14 protein-coding genes are annotated in these 14883 nt (G+C 58.7%); 13 read left to right on the top strand and 1 reads right to left on the bottom strand.

Annotation, left to right across the window (positions count from 1 at the left end):
* Nucleotides 1-278: 278 nt before the first annotated feature.
* From LG294_RS16565 to LG294_RS16510, 12 genes are all read left to right on the top strand, one after another.
* Entirely contained in the window at nucleotides 279-1364 is a 1086-nt protein-coding gene (locus tag LG294_RS16565) for an LLM class flavin-dependent oxidoreductase (protein WP_404287680.1), read from the top strand.
* Nucleotides 1365-1383: 19 nt separating this feature from the next.
* The gene (locus tag LG294_RS16560; RefSeq protein ID WP_404287679.1) at nucleotides 1384-2625 is read left to right on the top strand and encodes an acyl-CoA dehydrogenase family protein; all 1242 of its coding nucleotides are present in this window, start codon (nucleotides 1384-1386) and stop codon (nucleotides 2623-2625) included.
* Nucleotides 2622-3410: an enoyl-CoA hydratase/isomerase family protein gene (locus tag LG294_RS16555; RefSeq protein ID WP_404287677.1), complete on the top strand. Its 789-nt coding sequence runs from the start codon at nucleotides 2622-2624 to the stop codon at nucleotides 3408-3410. The genes LG294_RS16560 and LG294_RS16555 overlap by 4 nt, the downstream gene beginning before the upstream one ends.
* Nucleotides 3411-3415: 5 nt before the next feature.
* Nucleotides 3416-4228 carry an enoyl-CoA hydratase/isomerase family protein gene (locus tag LG294_RS16550; RefSeq protein ID WP_404287675.1) on the top strand — a complete coding sequence of 271 codons (813 nt, stop codon included), beginning with the start codon at nucleotides 3416-3418 and terminating at the stop codon, nucleotides 4226-4228.
* Between the two features lie 28 nt (nucleotides 4229-4256).
* The gene (dctP, locus tag LG294_RS16545; RefSeq protein ID WP_404287673.1) at nucleotides 4257-5552 is read left to right on the top strand and encodes a TRAP transporter substrate-binding protein DctP; all 1296 of its coding nucleotides are present in this window, start codon (nucleotides 4257-4259) and stop codon (nucleotides 5550-5552) included.
* A 119-nt stretch (nucleotides 5553-5671) separates the two neighbouring features.
* Complete coding sequence (locus tag LG294_RS16540) at nucleotides 5672-6634, top strand: phosphotriesterase (RefSeq protein WP_404287671.1); 963 nt, start codon at nucleotides 5672-5674, stop codon at nucleotides 6632-6634.
* A gap of 17 nt (nucleotides 6635-6651) precedes the next feature.
* Nucleotides 6652-7821: a flavin reductase gene (locus LG294_RS16535; protein WP_404287669.1), complete on the top strand. Its 1170-nt coding sequence runs from the start codon at nucleotides 6652-6654 to the stop codon at nucleotides 7819-7821.
* Nucleotides 7822-7844: 23 nt separating this feature from the next.
* Complete coding sequence (locus LG294_RS16530) at nucleotides 7845-9044, top strand: CaiB/BaiF CoA transferase family protein (protein ID WP_404287667.1); 1200 nt, start codon at nucleotides 7845-7847, stop codon at nucleotides 9042-9044.
* 66 nt (nucleotides 9045-9110) lie between these two features.
* Entirely contained in the window at nucleotides 9111-9824 is a 714-nt protein-coding gene (locus tag LG294_RS16525) for a TetR/AcrR family transcriptional regulator (protein ID WP_404287665.1), read from the top strand.
* A 56-nt stretch (nucleotides 9825-9880) separates the two neighbouring features.
* Nucleotides 9881-10660, top strand: a complete 780-nt coding sequence (locus LG294_RS16520) for an electron transfer flavoprotein subunit beta/FixA family protein (RefSeq protein WP_404287663.1) — start codon at nucleotides 9881-9883, stop codon at nucleotides 10658-10660.
* Between the two features lie 62 nt (nucleotides 10661-10722).
* Nucleotides 10723-11679, top strand: a complete 957-nt coding sequence (locus LG294_RS16515) for an electron transfer flavoprotein subunit alpha/FixB family protein (protein WP_404287661.1) — start codon at nucleotides 10723-10725, stop codon at nucleotides 11677-11679.
* Between the two features lie 76 nt (nucleotides 11680-11755).
* Nucleotides 11756-13411: a cytochrome b/b6 domain-containing protein gene (locus LG294_RS16510; RefSeq protein WP_404287659.1), complete on the top strand. Its 1656-nt coding sequence runs from the start codon at nucleotides 11756-11758 to the stop codon at nucleotides 13409-13411.
* A gap of 214 nt (nucleotides 13412-13625) precedes the next feature.
* Here LG294_RS16510 and LG294_RS16505 read toward each other — a convergent pair whose 3' ends face one another.
* Nucleotides 13626-14078: a hypothetical protein gene (locus LG294_RS16505; RefSeq protein WP_404287657.1), complete on the bottom strand. Its 453-nt coding sequence runs from the start codon at nucleotides 14076-14078 to the stop codon at nucleotides 13626-13628.
* A 219-nt stretch (nucleotides 14079-14297) separates the two neighbouring features.
* Between LG294_RS16505 and LG294_RS16500 the strand changes: the two genes are divergently transcribed.
* Nucleotides 14298-14747: a cupin domain-containing protein gene (locus LG294_RS16500; protein ID WP_324092684.1), complete on the top strand. Its 450-nt coding sequence runs from the start codon at nucleotides 14298-14300 to the stop codon at nucleotides 14745-14747.
* Nucleotides 14748-14883 lie beyond the last annotated feature (136 nt).

Here is a 14883-nt window from a genome sequence, read left to right as displayed (position 1 = left end):
TCGGGGAAACGTAGCCCTTCGAGCTGGGATTCCTAGGGTGTGCCCGGCGGTTCTCCGAGTGTGTTACGAACCCACGCAGGCGTCGAATGGTCCGATAAGTGATAGCTGACTTGTATCTTTATATAACATTTGCTTGCCGACGTGACTCAGTGGGAGTTAGTTCAAGACATCTAGAGCTAAATTCTAGACGAACTTGTATGTATTGTGATTCAATGAACATATTCCGCAAAACAAATGATCCCCATCACAGTTGATGGGCACCGGTTATGGAGGCCACGATGAGCCAGGACAATCTGCACTTCGGTATTTTCTGCCTGACTAATGTTCCCGAGTGGAGCAACGAACGCGAAGCGGTCCACAAGGGCATCGAACAGATCAACCTCGCCGACAAGCTGGGCTTTGAAGAAGCTTGGGTCGCTGAGCACAACGCCCGCCGCTACGGAATCATCTCATCCGCGCAGATGATGCTCGCAACCGTTGCAGGCACAACGAAGAATATCCGCCTGGGCTCGGGCGTGACCCGTTTGCCGATGAACCACCCGCTGAAGACCGCAGAGGACTTCTCGCTGCTGGACGTCATCAGCGACGGCCGCCTGAACTTCGGCATCGGCAAGGCCTATGACCTGCTGGAATTCCAGGCCTACGACATCGACCCGGAAGAACGCGATGAGCGTTACCAGGAGTCTTTCGAAATCATCATGCAGGGCTGGAAAACCGGAAAGATCAACTACCAGGGCAAGCATTTCCAGGTCCCTGGCCGAGGCAACCAGACCGAAGAGATCAATTTGATGCCGCGTCCGATCCAGGAACCGCATCCACCGGTGTACATCATGGTTTCGCAGACCGAAGAGTCGCTGCGCTACGCTGCCCGCGAAGGCTTCGCTTTCGTGCTGGGGCAGATGCCGACCTGGGATCACATGGCCCATCTGGTGAGTGTTTACCGTGAAGAAGCCCGTTCAGCCGGCTTTAGCTACGACGCCATCGACGCAAACATTGCCCGCTCCTCGCAGCTCAAGGCCATCCACGTTTCAGATGACCGCGCCACCGCCGCCAAGGAATACGAAGAAGGCCTGATGTGGTACCTGAGCATCCTCAGCAACCGCGCCAAGGTCGGACTGGGCCTGACCGAGCTGAGCTTCCAGGATTACGTGGACAAGGGCGCCATCCTGCTTGGCTCTTCGGACGATGTTGCGCAGCAGCTGGAAGACTACAAGAAAGCCACCGGCATCGGCGGCCTCGTCGGCTGGTTCGACGCCGGCAGCCAGCCACAGGAGCAGGTTCTGCGCTCGATGACCAAGTTCGCTACAGAGGTCCGCCCGCAGCTGACCTCCCGCGATTCAAGCGTTGAAACCGCACGGGCCTAAGGACGGCATGATGACGACCATGACTGCAGACCCGCGAGTGGGTCCGAGCGAGTACAAAGAAATCATTGATGCGCTCATCGAGTTCATCGAAAAGGCCGTTGTGCCCATCGAGCAGGAGCACGCCGAATTCCTCAAAGACGAAGTCAACATCTTCGACTCGCGCGGCTTGATGACCGAGAAATACAAGCAGATCAGCCAGCAGGTTCGCGAGCTGTCTGCCGAAGCCGGCTTCTACACGCTCTACAGCGCCGAGTCACTCGGTGGTGCTGAGCTGCCCGCCGCGGCCATCGTGGAAATCCAGGAGGCCCTGCACCACCGCTACGGACCCGAGCGTTCGCTGATCCACGAATCGGTGATCCCCTCGCCGTTCACCAATGGCCTGAGCCCATTGCTGCTGCAGCTGAACGAGGAAATCCTGGCAGAGCGCATCGACGCGATCCGTGCGGGAACCGCGACCCTGTGCTTCGCGTTGTCCGAGCCAGATGCCGGATCCGACGTCTATAACCTGAAGACCCGCGCCACCGCGGTGGACGGCGGCTGGGTGATCAACGGCCAGAAGCAGTGGATCTCCAACGCGGCCCACGCAAAGCACGCCTTCGTCTTCGCGATCACCGACCCGGTGGCTGTGGCCAACCGCAGCGGCGGGATCACCTGCTTCTTCGTTGACACCGACTCCGAAGGGTTCTCGGTGGACGCCGGCATCCCGATCATGGGCAAGCGCGGTTCGAACGCAACGATCCTTTCCTTCACCGATTTGAAGGTCACCCCGGCACAGATCATAGGCGAGGAAGGCAAGGGGCTGAACCTGGCCATGGGCGGCATCAGCCGCGGACGCGTGACCATGTCCGCCACCTGCATCGGTGTCGCGCAGTGGGCGCTGGACCAGGCCTTGGAATATTCCAAGACCCGCAAGACCTTCGGCAAGACCATTGGCCAGCACCAGATGATCCAGTCCAAGCTGGCGGAGATCGCCCGCGACATCTACCTGTGCAAGTCGGCCGTGCAGCGCACCGCCGCTTTGCTTGACGCAGGGCTCCCCGCAATCAAGGAAACCTCCATCATCAAGTTCTCCTGCACCGAGATGCTCGGCCGAGTCGTTGACGAGGTCATGCAGATCCATGGTGGATTGGGGTTGACCAACGAACTTGGCTTGGAAGGCGCCTACCGTTTTGCCCGCACCTTGCGCATTCCGGACGGAACCAGCGAAATCCAGCGCCGCACGGTAGCCAAGCGGCTATTGGCAGGAGATACCAAGCTGTGAGTGAAGTGCGAACCAGTCTGGTTTCCGTCAGCACCGACCAAGGTGTCCGCACGGTGGTGCTCGATCGCGCAGAAGCGCGCAATGCGCTGAGTCCTGATCTGCGTGCGGACCTGCGCGACGCGCTGCTGGAAGCCAACGATGACCAGGAAGTGCGCGCCATCGTGATCACCGGAGCAGGGGAGAACTTCTGCGCCGGTGGAGATGTCAAGCGCATGGGCAAGAACACCCCGAGCAACGGAGCCGCACGCATTTCGCTGGGGCGCGAGCTGGTGGAGCTGATCCGCAACCTGAAGAAGCCAACCATCGCGGCGGTCGAAGGGCACGCGGTGGGCGCGGGCTTCGGACTGGCGCTGGCCACGGACATCATCCTGGCCTCGGATACTGCCAAGTTCCAGTTCGGATTCATCAAGCGCGGGCTTGCACCCGATAGCGCGGTGCCGTTCCTGCTGTCCCAGCAGATCGGCAACCGCAGAACCCTGCACTACGCGATGACCGGCGAAGTGATCAGCGGCGAACGGGCCGCGGAGATGGGAATCGCTTCGAAGGTTATCGAGAACGGCAACTTCCGCGAAGAGGTGGCGGCGTTCGCCAAGAATTTGGCGGCCGGCCCCACAGCCGCTTATTTCGCTACCCGCAAGGTCGTGCAGGCCTCGCACACCATGAATTTGGCCCAGGCCTGGGAATACGAGTCCTTCGCCTCGGCGGTCACCTCGACCACCGGGGACCACAAGAACTCGGTCGCGGCCTTCAACGCCAAATCCAGCTACGAATTCCAAGGAGAGTAATACTGATGACTGAAGTAATTTCCGATACCCAGGTCGTGCTGGTTGAACGCGATGTTGAGAAGAAGATCGCGACCCTCTCCCTGAACCGTCCCGAGAAGATCAACGCCTTCAACAATGCGTTGCTCGAGGGGCTCATGTCCGCACTGTCCGAATTGGCCGATGACGACGAAATCTCGGTCGTGATCCTGCGTGGCAGCGGGAAGAACTTCAGCGCCGGGTACGACGTGGTCTCCGGATATTCTTCCAAGACTGCCTATGAAGACTGGCGCAACCTCCAGGAGAAGATCGACCTGTGGGAACGCGTCTACCGTTTCCCCAAGCCGCTGATCGCCGCCATCGAAGGCCATTGCCTGGGCGGAGCGACCATGCTGGTTTCCTGCAGCGACCTGGTTATTGTTTCCGAGACCGCCAACATCGGATGGCCATCGATTCCGTTGGGCGGCGGGCTGCTGTCGCCGGTATCGCTGTGGCATATCGGCATGCGCAAGGCCAAAGAATTGTCCTTTATCGCTGGCAACTCAATGAGCGGCATCGAAGCCGCGGAGCTGGGCTGGGCCAATAAGGCTGTGCCCGAGGGAACCGCGCTGGAAAGCGCTCAAACGATGGCTTCTCGCGTGGCCAAGACCCCATTGGACCTGCTCTATCTGAAGAAGCAGGCCTTGAACAAGGTCTACGACCGCCAGGGCTTCGTGGAATCCCTGCGCGCAGGCGCTGAGTGGGATGCCATTTCGCATACAGCCGACTCGATCGGCGAGGTGAAGTCCCTGATGAAGGACAAGGGCCTCAAGGGAGCAATCAAGCACTTCAGCCAGTCCTAGAACTCAACGATCGGATTAGGGAAAAACAATGTTTTCACGCAAATATTTTGCCGGCGCGCTGTCCATGCTCGCCGTGGCAGCGCTGGGGCTGACCTCGTGCGCTGGCGGTCTGAACTCCTCCGGCGGCAATGCAGGTAGTGCCGGGGGCGCAGGTATCGACCCGGGCGCGACGAAGGAGCAGTACATCGCTGCCTTTGAAGATATTGAGCCGATCACCTTGGACTTCCAGTACTCCAGCACCAACCCCAAATCTTTCTCGGCGCAACGAGATCTTAAATGGGCTGAGTCCGTGGAGGAATGGTCCGGTGGCAAGGTAACCATAGAGTCCCATGCCGCAGGAGCAATTGCGAAGCCAACTGAGGTTCCCGGTGCGCTGCAGGATGGCCGATTGGACGTTGCGCACTACTACACCACCTATGAACCGCAGGAAATGGCTGCCTTTGTGGACATGTCCACTTCGCTGGTCCAGCTTCCCAGCAGCCCAGTGGTCGGTGAATTCGTCTCGCATGCAGTGATGATGGAGGTAGGCTTCAATACTCCCGAGGTCATGACCAACTACGAGGACCGCGGCATGCACGTCTTGCACCCGGCCAATCCCAACGGCAACACTTCGGTGATCTGCCGGGAAGATCAGCAAGCACCCGCTGATTGGGCAGGCTCCCAAATCCGCGGCAATGCAGCTGCCCACGAAATCCAGGCCAAGGCGCTGGGCGGTGTCTTGACTTCCGTGGAGCTCGCCGAAACCTACGAAGCGCTGGAACGCGGTGTGCTGAACTGCTCGCTGCAGTCAACCGCCACCGCTGTCTCCGTGGGCTGGCTCGAAGTTGCCCCATTCATCAGCATTCCGAAAGATGCCAGCTTCGCACCGGGTGCAGGCGCCTTGGTTGCTGGCTCCTCCTGGGACGGACTCCCGCTGCTGGTGCAGCAGCTGATGTTCGACCGCATGGAGGGCTACGTGGCCGGCGAGGATTTCAACGCCATAGCCAGCTTGAAGATCGCAACAGAGACCGCAGAGAAACAGGGTGGCAAGCTAGACTACCTTGATTCCGAAAGCGAGGCCGCGATCGCCGAATCCAATAAGGAACTCTTGGCGCAGGTGGAGAATTCCAAGAACTTGGACGGCAAGGCCGTGAACGCAGCGGTGGCCTCGTCGATCGAGAAGTGGACCGGCATAGCCAAGGAATTGGGATACGTAGAAAAAGGTGGAGTCACCGACTTCACCCAATGGTACGAGGGCTCGGTGGATCCCGAAGACCTGGAGTATTTTGAGCCGTTTGCCGAGCGTGTCTACGAAGAGATCATTCTTCCGCAGCGACCGCAATAGCCAGCAGTCTGAGTGGTGATTCGTTGCCGATTCACCGACGTCTTCCCAGAGGCCGGACCATCCATATCCGGCCTCTGGGCTCCCACCGACTATCTTGACTTGCAGAGAGGACCAAGACGATGATTCCCACATTCAATGGGGAGCTAGCTGCCGAACAACTAGGTGCGACGCTGATGCACGAACACGTATTCGTGCTGAACGCCGAGCTGGTCCTGAACTACCCGGGCCAGTTTCCAGCAGATGACCTGGTTGACCGCGCGGTGGAGTATTTGAATGGGGTCAAGGCCAGCGGCATCGACACCATTGTCGACTTGACCGTGATGGGCAACGGCCGGAATATCCCCTTGGTCAAGCGGGTGGCTGACCGCACGCAGATGAACATCATCGCGGCCACCGGCTGGTACACCTTCCACGATGCGCCGACCTTCGCCACGCTTAATGGACCTGGCCGGATGCTCGGCGGAAGCGACCGGCTGACCGAGCTCTTCATCCGCGATATCCGTGATGGCATCGATGGCACCGGAGTCAAGGCCGGGGTGCTGAAATTCGCCACGGACCACTACGGATTCTCCGACGGCGTCTTGAACATCATGCAGGCGGTGGCCGACGCCCATCTGGAAACCGGCGCACCGATTTTCACCCATTCGCACCCGGGCCAGCGCAACGGCCTGGACCAGCAGGACTACCTGGCCTCGCGCGGAGTTGATCTGCGCGGCGTGGTCATCGGCCACTGCGGAGACAGCGAAGATCTGGACTATTTGAAGCAGATCGCGGACCGCGGGTCCGTGCTGGGCATGGACCGCTTCGGGCTTGACTCCAGGCTGCCCTATGAAAAGCGGCTTCAGGCAGTGAAAGAACTATGCACGCAGGGCTATGCCCCGCAGATCGCCATCGCCACCGACTCGTCGGCCTACTCCATGAACTTCCCGGATGAGGCTCGTGCCGAATTGCTGCCGAAGTGGCGAGCCAGAGAAATCATGGACAACGTCGTCCCCGATTTGCGGAACCTGGGTGTTTCGGATTCGGATATTGATCAGATGATGTTTGCCAATCCACGTCGAATCCTCGGGAGCGCACAATGAAATCAGGAGAACTAGCCATGACAAAGATCGATGCCTATGAATTCCGCCGGGTGCTGGGGGCTTTCCCCACCGGGGTTGTCATCGTCACCGGAATGGACGACGCAGGTCAGCCCTTGGCGATGACCGTGGGTTCCTTCGTTTCTGTGTCCTTGGAACCAGCCCTGGTGGGCTTCCTGCCAACGAAGACTTCGTCCTCATGGGCTGCATTGCAGAACCGCACGGGCACAAAATTCGGCATCAACGTGCTGGCCAGCGACCAGGAGGACCTGTGCCGGGCGGTGGCTTCGCGCAAGACCAATAAGCTGGAAGGCTTCGAATGGGAGCTGTCCAAGAACGGCAGCCCGATCCTGACCGACTCGGTTGCCTTCATCGACTGCGAGATGCATTCGGTGTCTGACGCGGGGGACCACGACTGGGTGATGGGCAAGGTGCTGGATCTGTTCACGCTCAGTTCCAACTTGCCGTTGCTCTTCTTCCGTGGCGGCTACGGCTCTTTCGCTCCGGGATCCATGGCCGTCAACACCGATATCTCGGTCAAGTTATTGGGCCAGTTGGACCTGATCCGGCCGCATATGGAACGCCTCGCAACTGAGTTGGTGGCAGAAGTGAGCGTCATGACCCGGGTGGAGACCGAACTGATCAACGTAGGATCAGCAGGCTCTTCCACTCGCCAAGGCCGCTCCAGCCGCGTGGGCATCCACGTGCCATTCATGCCGCCGATTGGCGGGGTCTTCGCGGCGTTCGGCGGGCCTGAGGCCGAGGCCCAGTGGCTCGCGCAGGTTCATCCGGATGCCGATCATGCCTTGCAAACGCACTTCGAAGCATGTCTGGCCAAGGTACGCGAACGAGGCTATGCGGCAGGGATCGGGCACGAACGAGGCAGCGGCATCGAGCTTTCGGCACGGGTTGCCTACAGCGGACGGGATCCCGAGGCGCGGCAGCGCCTCCTGGCGGTCGTCAACGATGCTGCGGAGACTTTCAACGCCTCGGATGTCACCGCCGAAGGCGACTACGAATTCCATTCGGCGACCGCCCCGGTCTTCGATAAAGACGGCGCTTGCCTGTTTTCGATGACAGTCTGGGGATCCGATGGCCTGACCAGCGGTGCTGACGTCGTGGCCACTGTAGAACGGCTCAAGCTCGCCGCGGATGCAGCGAGCCAGGAACTGCAGTTTCGCTCCCACTAAACGCCCCAGTAAAGGTAGAACCCGTGCTGAAATCATTCTCCAATCTCGTCGTCCTTGAACTCGGACATATCTACAACGGACCGTACTGCGGTTTGCTGTTCGCCCATTTGGGTGCGGAAGTCATCAAGGTGGAGCCGCTGGGCGGCGAACGCCTGCGCACTCGTGCCCGCGGCGACGCTGATCCTCAGGAATTCATCATGCTCAACTCCAATAAGAAGAGCATTGCCCTGGACCTGAAGAGCGATGACGGCAAGGAAACCTTCCTGAGGCTGATCGACCGGGCCGATGTGCTCATTGAGAACTATGCGCCGAATACCCTTGAACGTCTTGGCCTGGGACTTGAATCGCTGCTGGAACGCAACCCCCGCATCGTGATTGCTTCGGGCAAAGGCTACGGGAGCAGCGGACCCTACTCGAAGATGCCAGCCATGGATCTGACTGTCCAGGCAATGTCCGGTGCGATCGGGACCACCGGCTTCGCAGACGGACCGCCGGTCAAGACGGGGCCGGCCTTCACCGATTTTTCCGGCGGCATCCATCTCTTCGGCGGCGCGATGGCGGCACTCTTCGACAGAACGGCTACCGGCAAGGGGCAAATCGTCGAGGTATCCATGCATGACACCATCTACCCCATGCTCACCTCAGCGCTCAGCGCCCTGTACAACCAGCCCGAAGCACAGCTGCCGGAGCGCACCGGCAACCAGCACTCCGGGATGGCCATTGCTCCATACAATGTCTACCGTGCAGCCGATGGCTGGCTGGCGATTATCTGCGCCTCAGATAGTCACTGGACCCGCTTGGCGAAGGCACTGGGCTTTGCCGAGGCCATCGAGGATCCGCGTTTTGCCGATCCGGTGAGCCGGGCAGAGCATATGGACGAAATCGATGCGCTGGTGACTGGGGCTACCAGCCAGCTGACCCGCGCGGAGATCTCTGATCTGCTGGGCAATGCCGGAGTTCCCTTCTCTCCGGTCAAGACCTTGCGGGAAGTTGACCAAGATCCGCACCTGATCGAGCGCGAAATGATCCGATTCATCGACCACCCGGAAAACGGCCGTGTACCGGTAGTGGGCAATCCGCTGAAGATGTCCACACTGCAGCCCGGGGCTGAATTGAGCGCCGCTCCCAAAGTTGGCCAAGACCAATCTGAGGTGCTGGGCCGGCTCTTGGGCATGAGCGAACGCGACGCCGAGGCCCTGCGCGCGGTTACATTGGGGCTTTAGATGCTATATGCAAAGAAGAACTGGCACAATTTAGCTAAATTGACTTCAGCTTGAAGGATGAAGACCATGCAGACCGAAGCACCCGTAGAAGCGGACAGCGGCACTAAGAGTGAGCTGAAACAGGCTGAAGTAGCGCTGTTCCTGGACGCGCTGAGCCGTTGGACCGACGTCAAGTCAAAAGCGGCGCCTATCTACAAGCGTGGCATCAACACCCGAGCGCAGATCGTGGAAGCTTCCCGCAGCGTGTTCGTGCGGCTGGGCTATATCGATAGCTCCGTTGAGGATGTCCTGCTTGAGGCCGGGATCTCCCGCGCCACGTTCTACTCGCACTTCCGCAGCAAGAAGGCAGTCTTCGCCGCGGTCGTCGAAGAGCACGTGCGCGGGCGGCTTTCGCAAACGAATGTCACCAACGTGGACAAGTCGGACTATCGCGCACGAGTTACCGAAACCATCGAGCGTTTCGTGAATAACTACACCAATACGCAGGATCTTTCCATGGTGATCGAACAGGTAGCGCACTACGACGAGGACTTCCGGACTATCCGCTTGGTGATAAGGGACTTGTTCGTTGACCGCATCGCGCGGGGAATCCGCCGTCAGCAGGCAGCCGGGGCTGTCCCAGAGGAGGTCAACGCGCGCGAGTCAGCCACCTTGATCCTTGCGATGATGACCAATATTGCGCAGGTTGAAATTGGCTGGAAAAAGAGAAAGCCTACGGCGGAGCTGATCGAAATGATGACCAACTTCTGGTGCGCCGGAATTGGCCTCAAAGATCGCTGAAGATACGAAGAATTGACCGGTCCGGCAGCTTGCCGGCCAGCAGGTAAGGAATGACCATGAAGCTCATTGTCCTAGTCAAGCAAGTTCCGGATACCGGTGAGACACGTTGGCTCAACCTTGAAACCGGTATTTTGGATCGGGCCGCGACCGAAGCGATCCCGGATGAAATCACCGAACGTGCGCTGGAATGCGCGTTGCGCCTCAAAGACGCGGACAGCAGCACCGAGGTCGTGGTGCTTTCCGTGGGCGCCCAGGAAGCCGAAAAGTCGTTGCGCAAAGCGATGTCGATGGGGGCTGACCGCGCTATCCAGGTCGTAGACGAAGCCTTGGAAGGCTCTGACATGCTGCAGACAGCCAAAACTCTGGCGGCCGCCATCAAGCGAGAGGGATTCGACATCGTTCTCGCAGGAAACCAGTCCACGGATGGCAAGGGCGGCATGGTCCCTGCGATGGTTGCCGAGCTGCTGGAAGTACCGCTGCTCAGCGACATGTCCAGTTTCACCGTGGCCGACGGCCAAGTCAGTGGATCGGTGCGCACTGAGCACAATGAGCTGCAGCTCTCGGCCAGCTATCCAGCCGTGGCTGCCGTCACCGAACGTGTAGCGGAAGCCCGCTTTCCAACTTTCAAGGGCATCATGGCGTCCAAGAAGAAGACCCTGGAGAAGGTTTCGCTGGCGGATTTGGGCATCCAGGCCGGTCCAGCCTATGCACCGCAACGCTCCGTTATGGTATCCGCGCTGGCGGCACCTCCGAAGCAGACCGGTCCGAAACTCAACGATGACGATGAATCAGTCGGCAAGCTCGTTGATTTCTTGGAATCCAAGCACCTGCTCTAAGGCAGCGTCCAGCTATCTGAAAACTTCTGAACTCCGAGGAAAAAATGTCGAAAATTCTTGTAATGGCCGAGACTGCCACCGACGGCAATCCGCTCGGCAGCGTGGCCGCCTTGATCGGTGCCGCAGCTGCCGTGGGCGAGCCAATCGTGGTGGCACTCAGCAGCGAAGCGAATGCCGGGATCGTGGGCGAGAAACTGGGTGCGCTGGGAGCGGCACAGATCATCGTCGGAACCCTGTCCGCTGAGCGAGCCCACCGGTTCGCCACCGACGAAGTGGCATTGCTTGAACAATGCGTAGCCCAGCATGCGCCACTTGGCGTATTCCTGGATGGTTCCGTGAGCGGTCGCGCGATCGCCGGACGACTGGCCGCGCGCCTTGGCGCGTCGGTATCAGCCGACGCGATCGATGTGGCGTTGGAAGAGGGGGAGATCATCGCCAAGCATTCGGTCTTCGGCGGAGACTTCGTCACGGAATCAACGGTCGAGGGCGGCACTATGATTGCGACCCTGCGCTCGGGAAGCATTTCCCATCGGGCCGCGCCGCTTGTGCCAAGCGTGGAGATCGTTTCGGTCCCGGACTCACCCCACGCTGGAGCGCAAGTGGTCAGCTCGAACGAGATTAACCATGATGCAGGACGCCCGGCCTTGAACATCGCCCCGGTGGTGGTATCCGGCGGCCGAGGAGTTGCCTCCAAGGAGAACTTCCAGCTCGTGGAACAGCTGGCGGATGTCTTCGGCGGGGCCGTGGGCGCGTCGCGTGCGGCAGTGGATGCCGGCTATGTTCCGCAGAGCTATCAGGTGGGACAGACCGGTGTGGCAGTATCACCTGACCTGTACATTGCCTTGGGCATTTCGGGAGCCATTCAGCACCGTGCCGGCATGCAGACGGCCAAGACCATCGTGGCTATCGACAAGAATGAGGATGCACCGATTTTTGAGATCGCCGACTTCGGCATCGTCGGAGACTTGTTCTCTGTGGTTCCCCGCATCGTAGACGAAATCAATGCACGCAGGAACTAGCAAAAACTGAGCAAATGCCCACGCTGGGGATTTGTACGATTTGGCTGTGAATGCGAATAGTAATGGAGCAAAACGCGTGAATGAGATCGGAAACCCGGTACGCCAGAAACGGCGCATGGCAGGAATCCCTCCGCTGGCCTCGGACCTCATCAGCAATGGTGGAGAATCAGCGATGAGCCATGCCATCGAAGTCCAGCCGCAGCCGCAGTCGGAGCCCTCCAGAATCCTCGCCCCAGAGGATCTCGTAGCCGGCCAGCAAGCGAGCGCCGAGGCTTCCGCAGCTACTGCGGCAAGCGTCAATCGCCGCCGGATGGCGGGCGCGTCAAATGCGCCGTTGCTTGTTTCGTCCGCTGCAACGCACGGAACATTCACGGACGCCTCAGCGAATAGTACTGCCGTTGAATTTGCCCAGCCACCAGCTCGCACGGAACTTGAAGACGCAGTTCCTCATGATCAGCCCCTCGAAGTTCCCAGCCCGAAGCCAGAATCGACCCTTATCCGGGGCAGGCGCATGCCTGGCGCATCGACGGTGCCGGTAGTTGCCGCACTGCAAGAATCCAGGTCGGCAAGCGAACCGGCGAGCACGTCGTTCAACCAGCAGATCCCTGCAGCAGCTGGCAACCTTGCCGCTGGCGCACCTGCTGCGGTCGAAGCGCCGCAGCCCGCGTCGGACAACAACGCCCAACTTGCCTCCACTACTATTGGTGCTGACCAGCGCGGGGCCGCTCCGCGCTCGACGAAGAGCTTGGCATCGGAAAATTCCGCAGGTTCCGCAAAAACTTCAATTGGCGACGCGAACCTGAATTCTCGAACTGCCAATAAAACACCGTCCAAATATGCCAAGCGCAGTCTGCAGATTGCCGGGGTGCTGGCAATCGCTGTCATCGCAGTCCTTGCGGCGCAGTGGCTGCGTTCTACCTCCTTGGTCCAAGAATTCATCACAACATACTCAGGACATGCCAGCCAGCCGATTTCTACACCTGAGGGCATTCCTGCATGGCTCGGGTTGCAGCACTTCCTGAACATGTTCTTCATGGTGCTGATCGTGCGTTCAGGATTGCAAGTGCGCCTGCAGAATAAGCCCCCTGGGTATTGGACGGCCAAGCAACGTTCCTTCTTCTCCCCGGGGAACCAGCCACCGAAGAAAATCTCGATCACTCAATGGCTGCATCAGGTGCTGGACGTGGCGTGGGTGGTCAACGGGGTGCTGTTTGTTGCAGCGCTGTTCATCACCGGTTTCTGGATGCGCATTGTCCCAACTAGTTGGGATGTCTTTCCGAACATGGTGTCTGCCGGCCTCCAGTATCTTTCCTTGGATTGGCCCGAAGAAAACGGTTGGATCCACTACAACGCATTGCAGGTGATGGCCTACTTCATCACGGTGTTCGTTGCAGCGCCGCTGGCAATTATTTCAGGTGCACGAATGTCCACCTGGTGGCCTGCCAAGAACGAGAAACTCTCCAAGCTTTACCCCATCGAGTTGGCTCGTGCGGTGCACATTCCGGTAATGGTCTACTTTGTCGCATTCACACTTGTTCACGTCTTCCTGGTGTTCTTTACCGGGGTGCGCCGAAACCTCAACCACATGTTCACGTCTAGAGACGTCACTGATTTCTGGGGATTGGTGGTTTTCGGAATCTCGGTGGTCGCTATCGCGGCGGCATGGTTCCTAACCAGCCCCATGTTTATCCGCCCAATTGCAGGGGCCATGGGCAAGGTTTCAAAGAACTAGTTGATTGGAGCAGCGGGCGGCCGCATGAGCTGACAGATATCGTGAGCAGTTTCAAGGTGCGGATCGTACTGCGCCATGCTGACGATTATTGCTTAGTGAACCGGTCCCAGAAACTTCATGAGGGACTGGGTAGTTAGAAGTAAGCCTGTTTAGCAGAACGATTTGGTAGCAGTAGCGCGCGGACCAGATAACACCCTGTCTAATTCGGGTATTTTCACGGCTGAGTCAGGGCCGAGTACCTCGATGCCATTTCTTCAGCGCGAGATCGAATGCCATCGGGGAGAACCAGCTCAATGGGTGACTTGGTTTCGCGTTGATGGAAAGCGACTCCAAGGTTTGACTCTGTGCAGTCGCCCGTTTTGAAGGAGACGACGTGTCCGTGGAAGATGCTGTACTTACGTATTCCTTCGTGGAACTCGTTAAGACGATATTGCTTGTTCGTGCACCTGGACTGAGGATCTCTAACCGCGTGTCGGTGCGACTGCACGCCGGGTTCGCCAGTCATAGATATAAGTCCAGTGGTGTTGTGATCTAGAAGATCCGAGATGCTCATGTGGAGTCGATACTTTCGGCTCACTCCGATCATCGAGGAGTTTTCATCGATGGTGACCAGCGCATCGAGCACGATGCTGGCATCGGCCAATCGGTGCGTGCCAATAATCTTCATGAACCCTACGAGCCAGGGTCCTCAAGATTACGATGACGGGCGGACGATCCGGTCGATCAATTTCGAAGGGTTTTGGTTGAGGGCATGGAATTTTCAAAATATCTAGATACGAACAAGCGTACGTCTTGACTCGCGTGTTCGAGATGGCGATACTGGAATTAGACCAACCGCGCACCCTTCAAGTGTGAAGGCGCAGGCTACTTCAAGCGAGGGAATACCATGACTGAGCAAGTTTTTGACATCAACCAGAATGTAGACATTTTCCGTGTAAACAGGGCTGCTGACCTTGAGAACGCACCGGGCCAGACTCAAAATGCTCGCCGTATTTCCGGCGTAAGCAAAGAGAACAGTGCCGCCGACAAGATCTGGTTCGGCAAGGTGCACACCGGCCCAGGTGAAGTATCGGATCCGCACCATCACGGTGAAGCTCAGACTGGCGGATACGTGCATAAGGGTCGCGGCTTTATTCGCTACGGCGAAGGCTACAGTCAGATCACTTACATGGAAGAAGGGGACTTTGTCTTCGTCCCGCCATTCATGCCGCATATCGAAGGTAATGCCAGCAAGACCGAAGAGTTGGTCTGGATGACTACTCGTACCCCTGACAACATCGTGGTCAACCTGGAAAACCAAGAGATCGCGGATATCGAAATCGACTACCGCTCGTAGTTCAAAACGCATTGAAGCCGTGATGACCAGCTGGTCATCACGGCTTCAATGCGTTTTGAGTGGTTTTCGTGACTGTTTTAGTTTGAGTTCCCGACATTAACCTCCCATGGTCCCGCGAGGTCTGAAGCCGGAATCT

Source organism: Glutamicibacter arilaitensis, from assembly GCF_044793945.1.
GTDB lineage: Bacteria > Actinomycetota > Actinomycetes > Actinomycetales > Micrococcaceae > Glutamicibacter > Glutamicibacter arilaitensis_B.
Note: the sequence above shows the minus strand (reverse complement) of the source record. Positions and strands in the feature narration are given on the sequence as shown.

What these genes read in the sequence shown, in the direction of transcription:
- LG294_RS16500 (WP_324092684.1), top strand. Translation starts at nt 14,298, where the DNA reads ATGACTGAGCAAGTTTTTGACATCAACCAGAATGTAGACATTTTCCGT.
- LG294_RS16505 (WP_404287657.1), bottom strand. Translation starts at nt 14,078, where the DNA reads ATGAAGATTATTGGCACGCACCGATTGGCCGATGCCAGCATCGTGCTC.
- dctP (WP_404287673.1), top strand. Translation starts at nt 4,257, where the DNA reads ATGTTTTCACGCAAATATTTTGCCGGCGCGCTGTCCATGCTCGCCGTG.
- LG294_RS16525 (WP_404287665.1), top strand. Translation starts at nt 9,111, where the DNA reads ATGCAGACCGAAGCACCCGTAGAAGCGGACAGCGGCACTAAGAGTGAG.
- LG294_RS16540 (WP_404287671.1), top strand. Translation starts at nt 5,672, where the DNA reads ATGATTCCCACATTCAATGGGGAGCTAGCTGCCGAACAACTAGGTGCG.
- LG294_RS16550 (WP_404287675.1), top strand. Translation starts at nt 3,416, where the DNA reads ATGACTGAAGTAATTTCCGATACCCAGGTCGTGCTGGTTGAACGCGAT.
- LG294_RS16565 (WP_404287680.1), top strand. Translation starts at nt 279, where the DNA reads ATGAGCCAGGACAATCTGCACTTCGGTATTTTCTGCCTGACTAATGTT.
- LG294_RS16515 (WP_404287661.1), top strand. Translation starts at nt 10,723, where the DNA reads ATGGCCGAGACTGCCACCGACGGCAATCCGCTCGGCAGCGTGGCCGCC.
- LG294_RS16560 (WP_404287679.1), top strand. Translation starts at nt 1,384, where the DNA reads ATGACTGCAGACCCGCGAGTGGGTCCGAGCGAGTACAAAGAAATCATT.
- LG294_RS16520 (WP_404287663.1), top strand. Translation starts at nt 9,881, where the DNA reads ATGAAGCTCATTGTCCTAGTCAAGCAAGTTCCGGATACCGGTGAGACA.
- LG294_RS16535 (WP_404287669.1), top strand. Translation starts at nt 6,652, where the DNA reads ATGACAAAGATCGATGCCTATGAATTCCGCCGGGTGCTGGGGGCTTTC.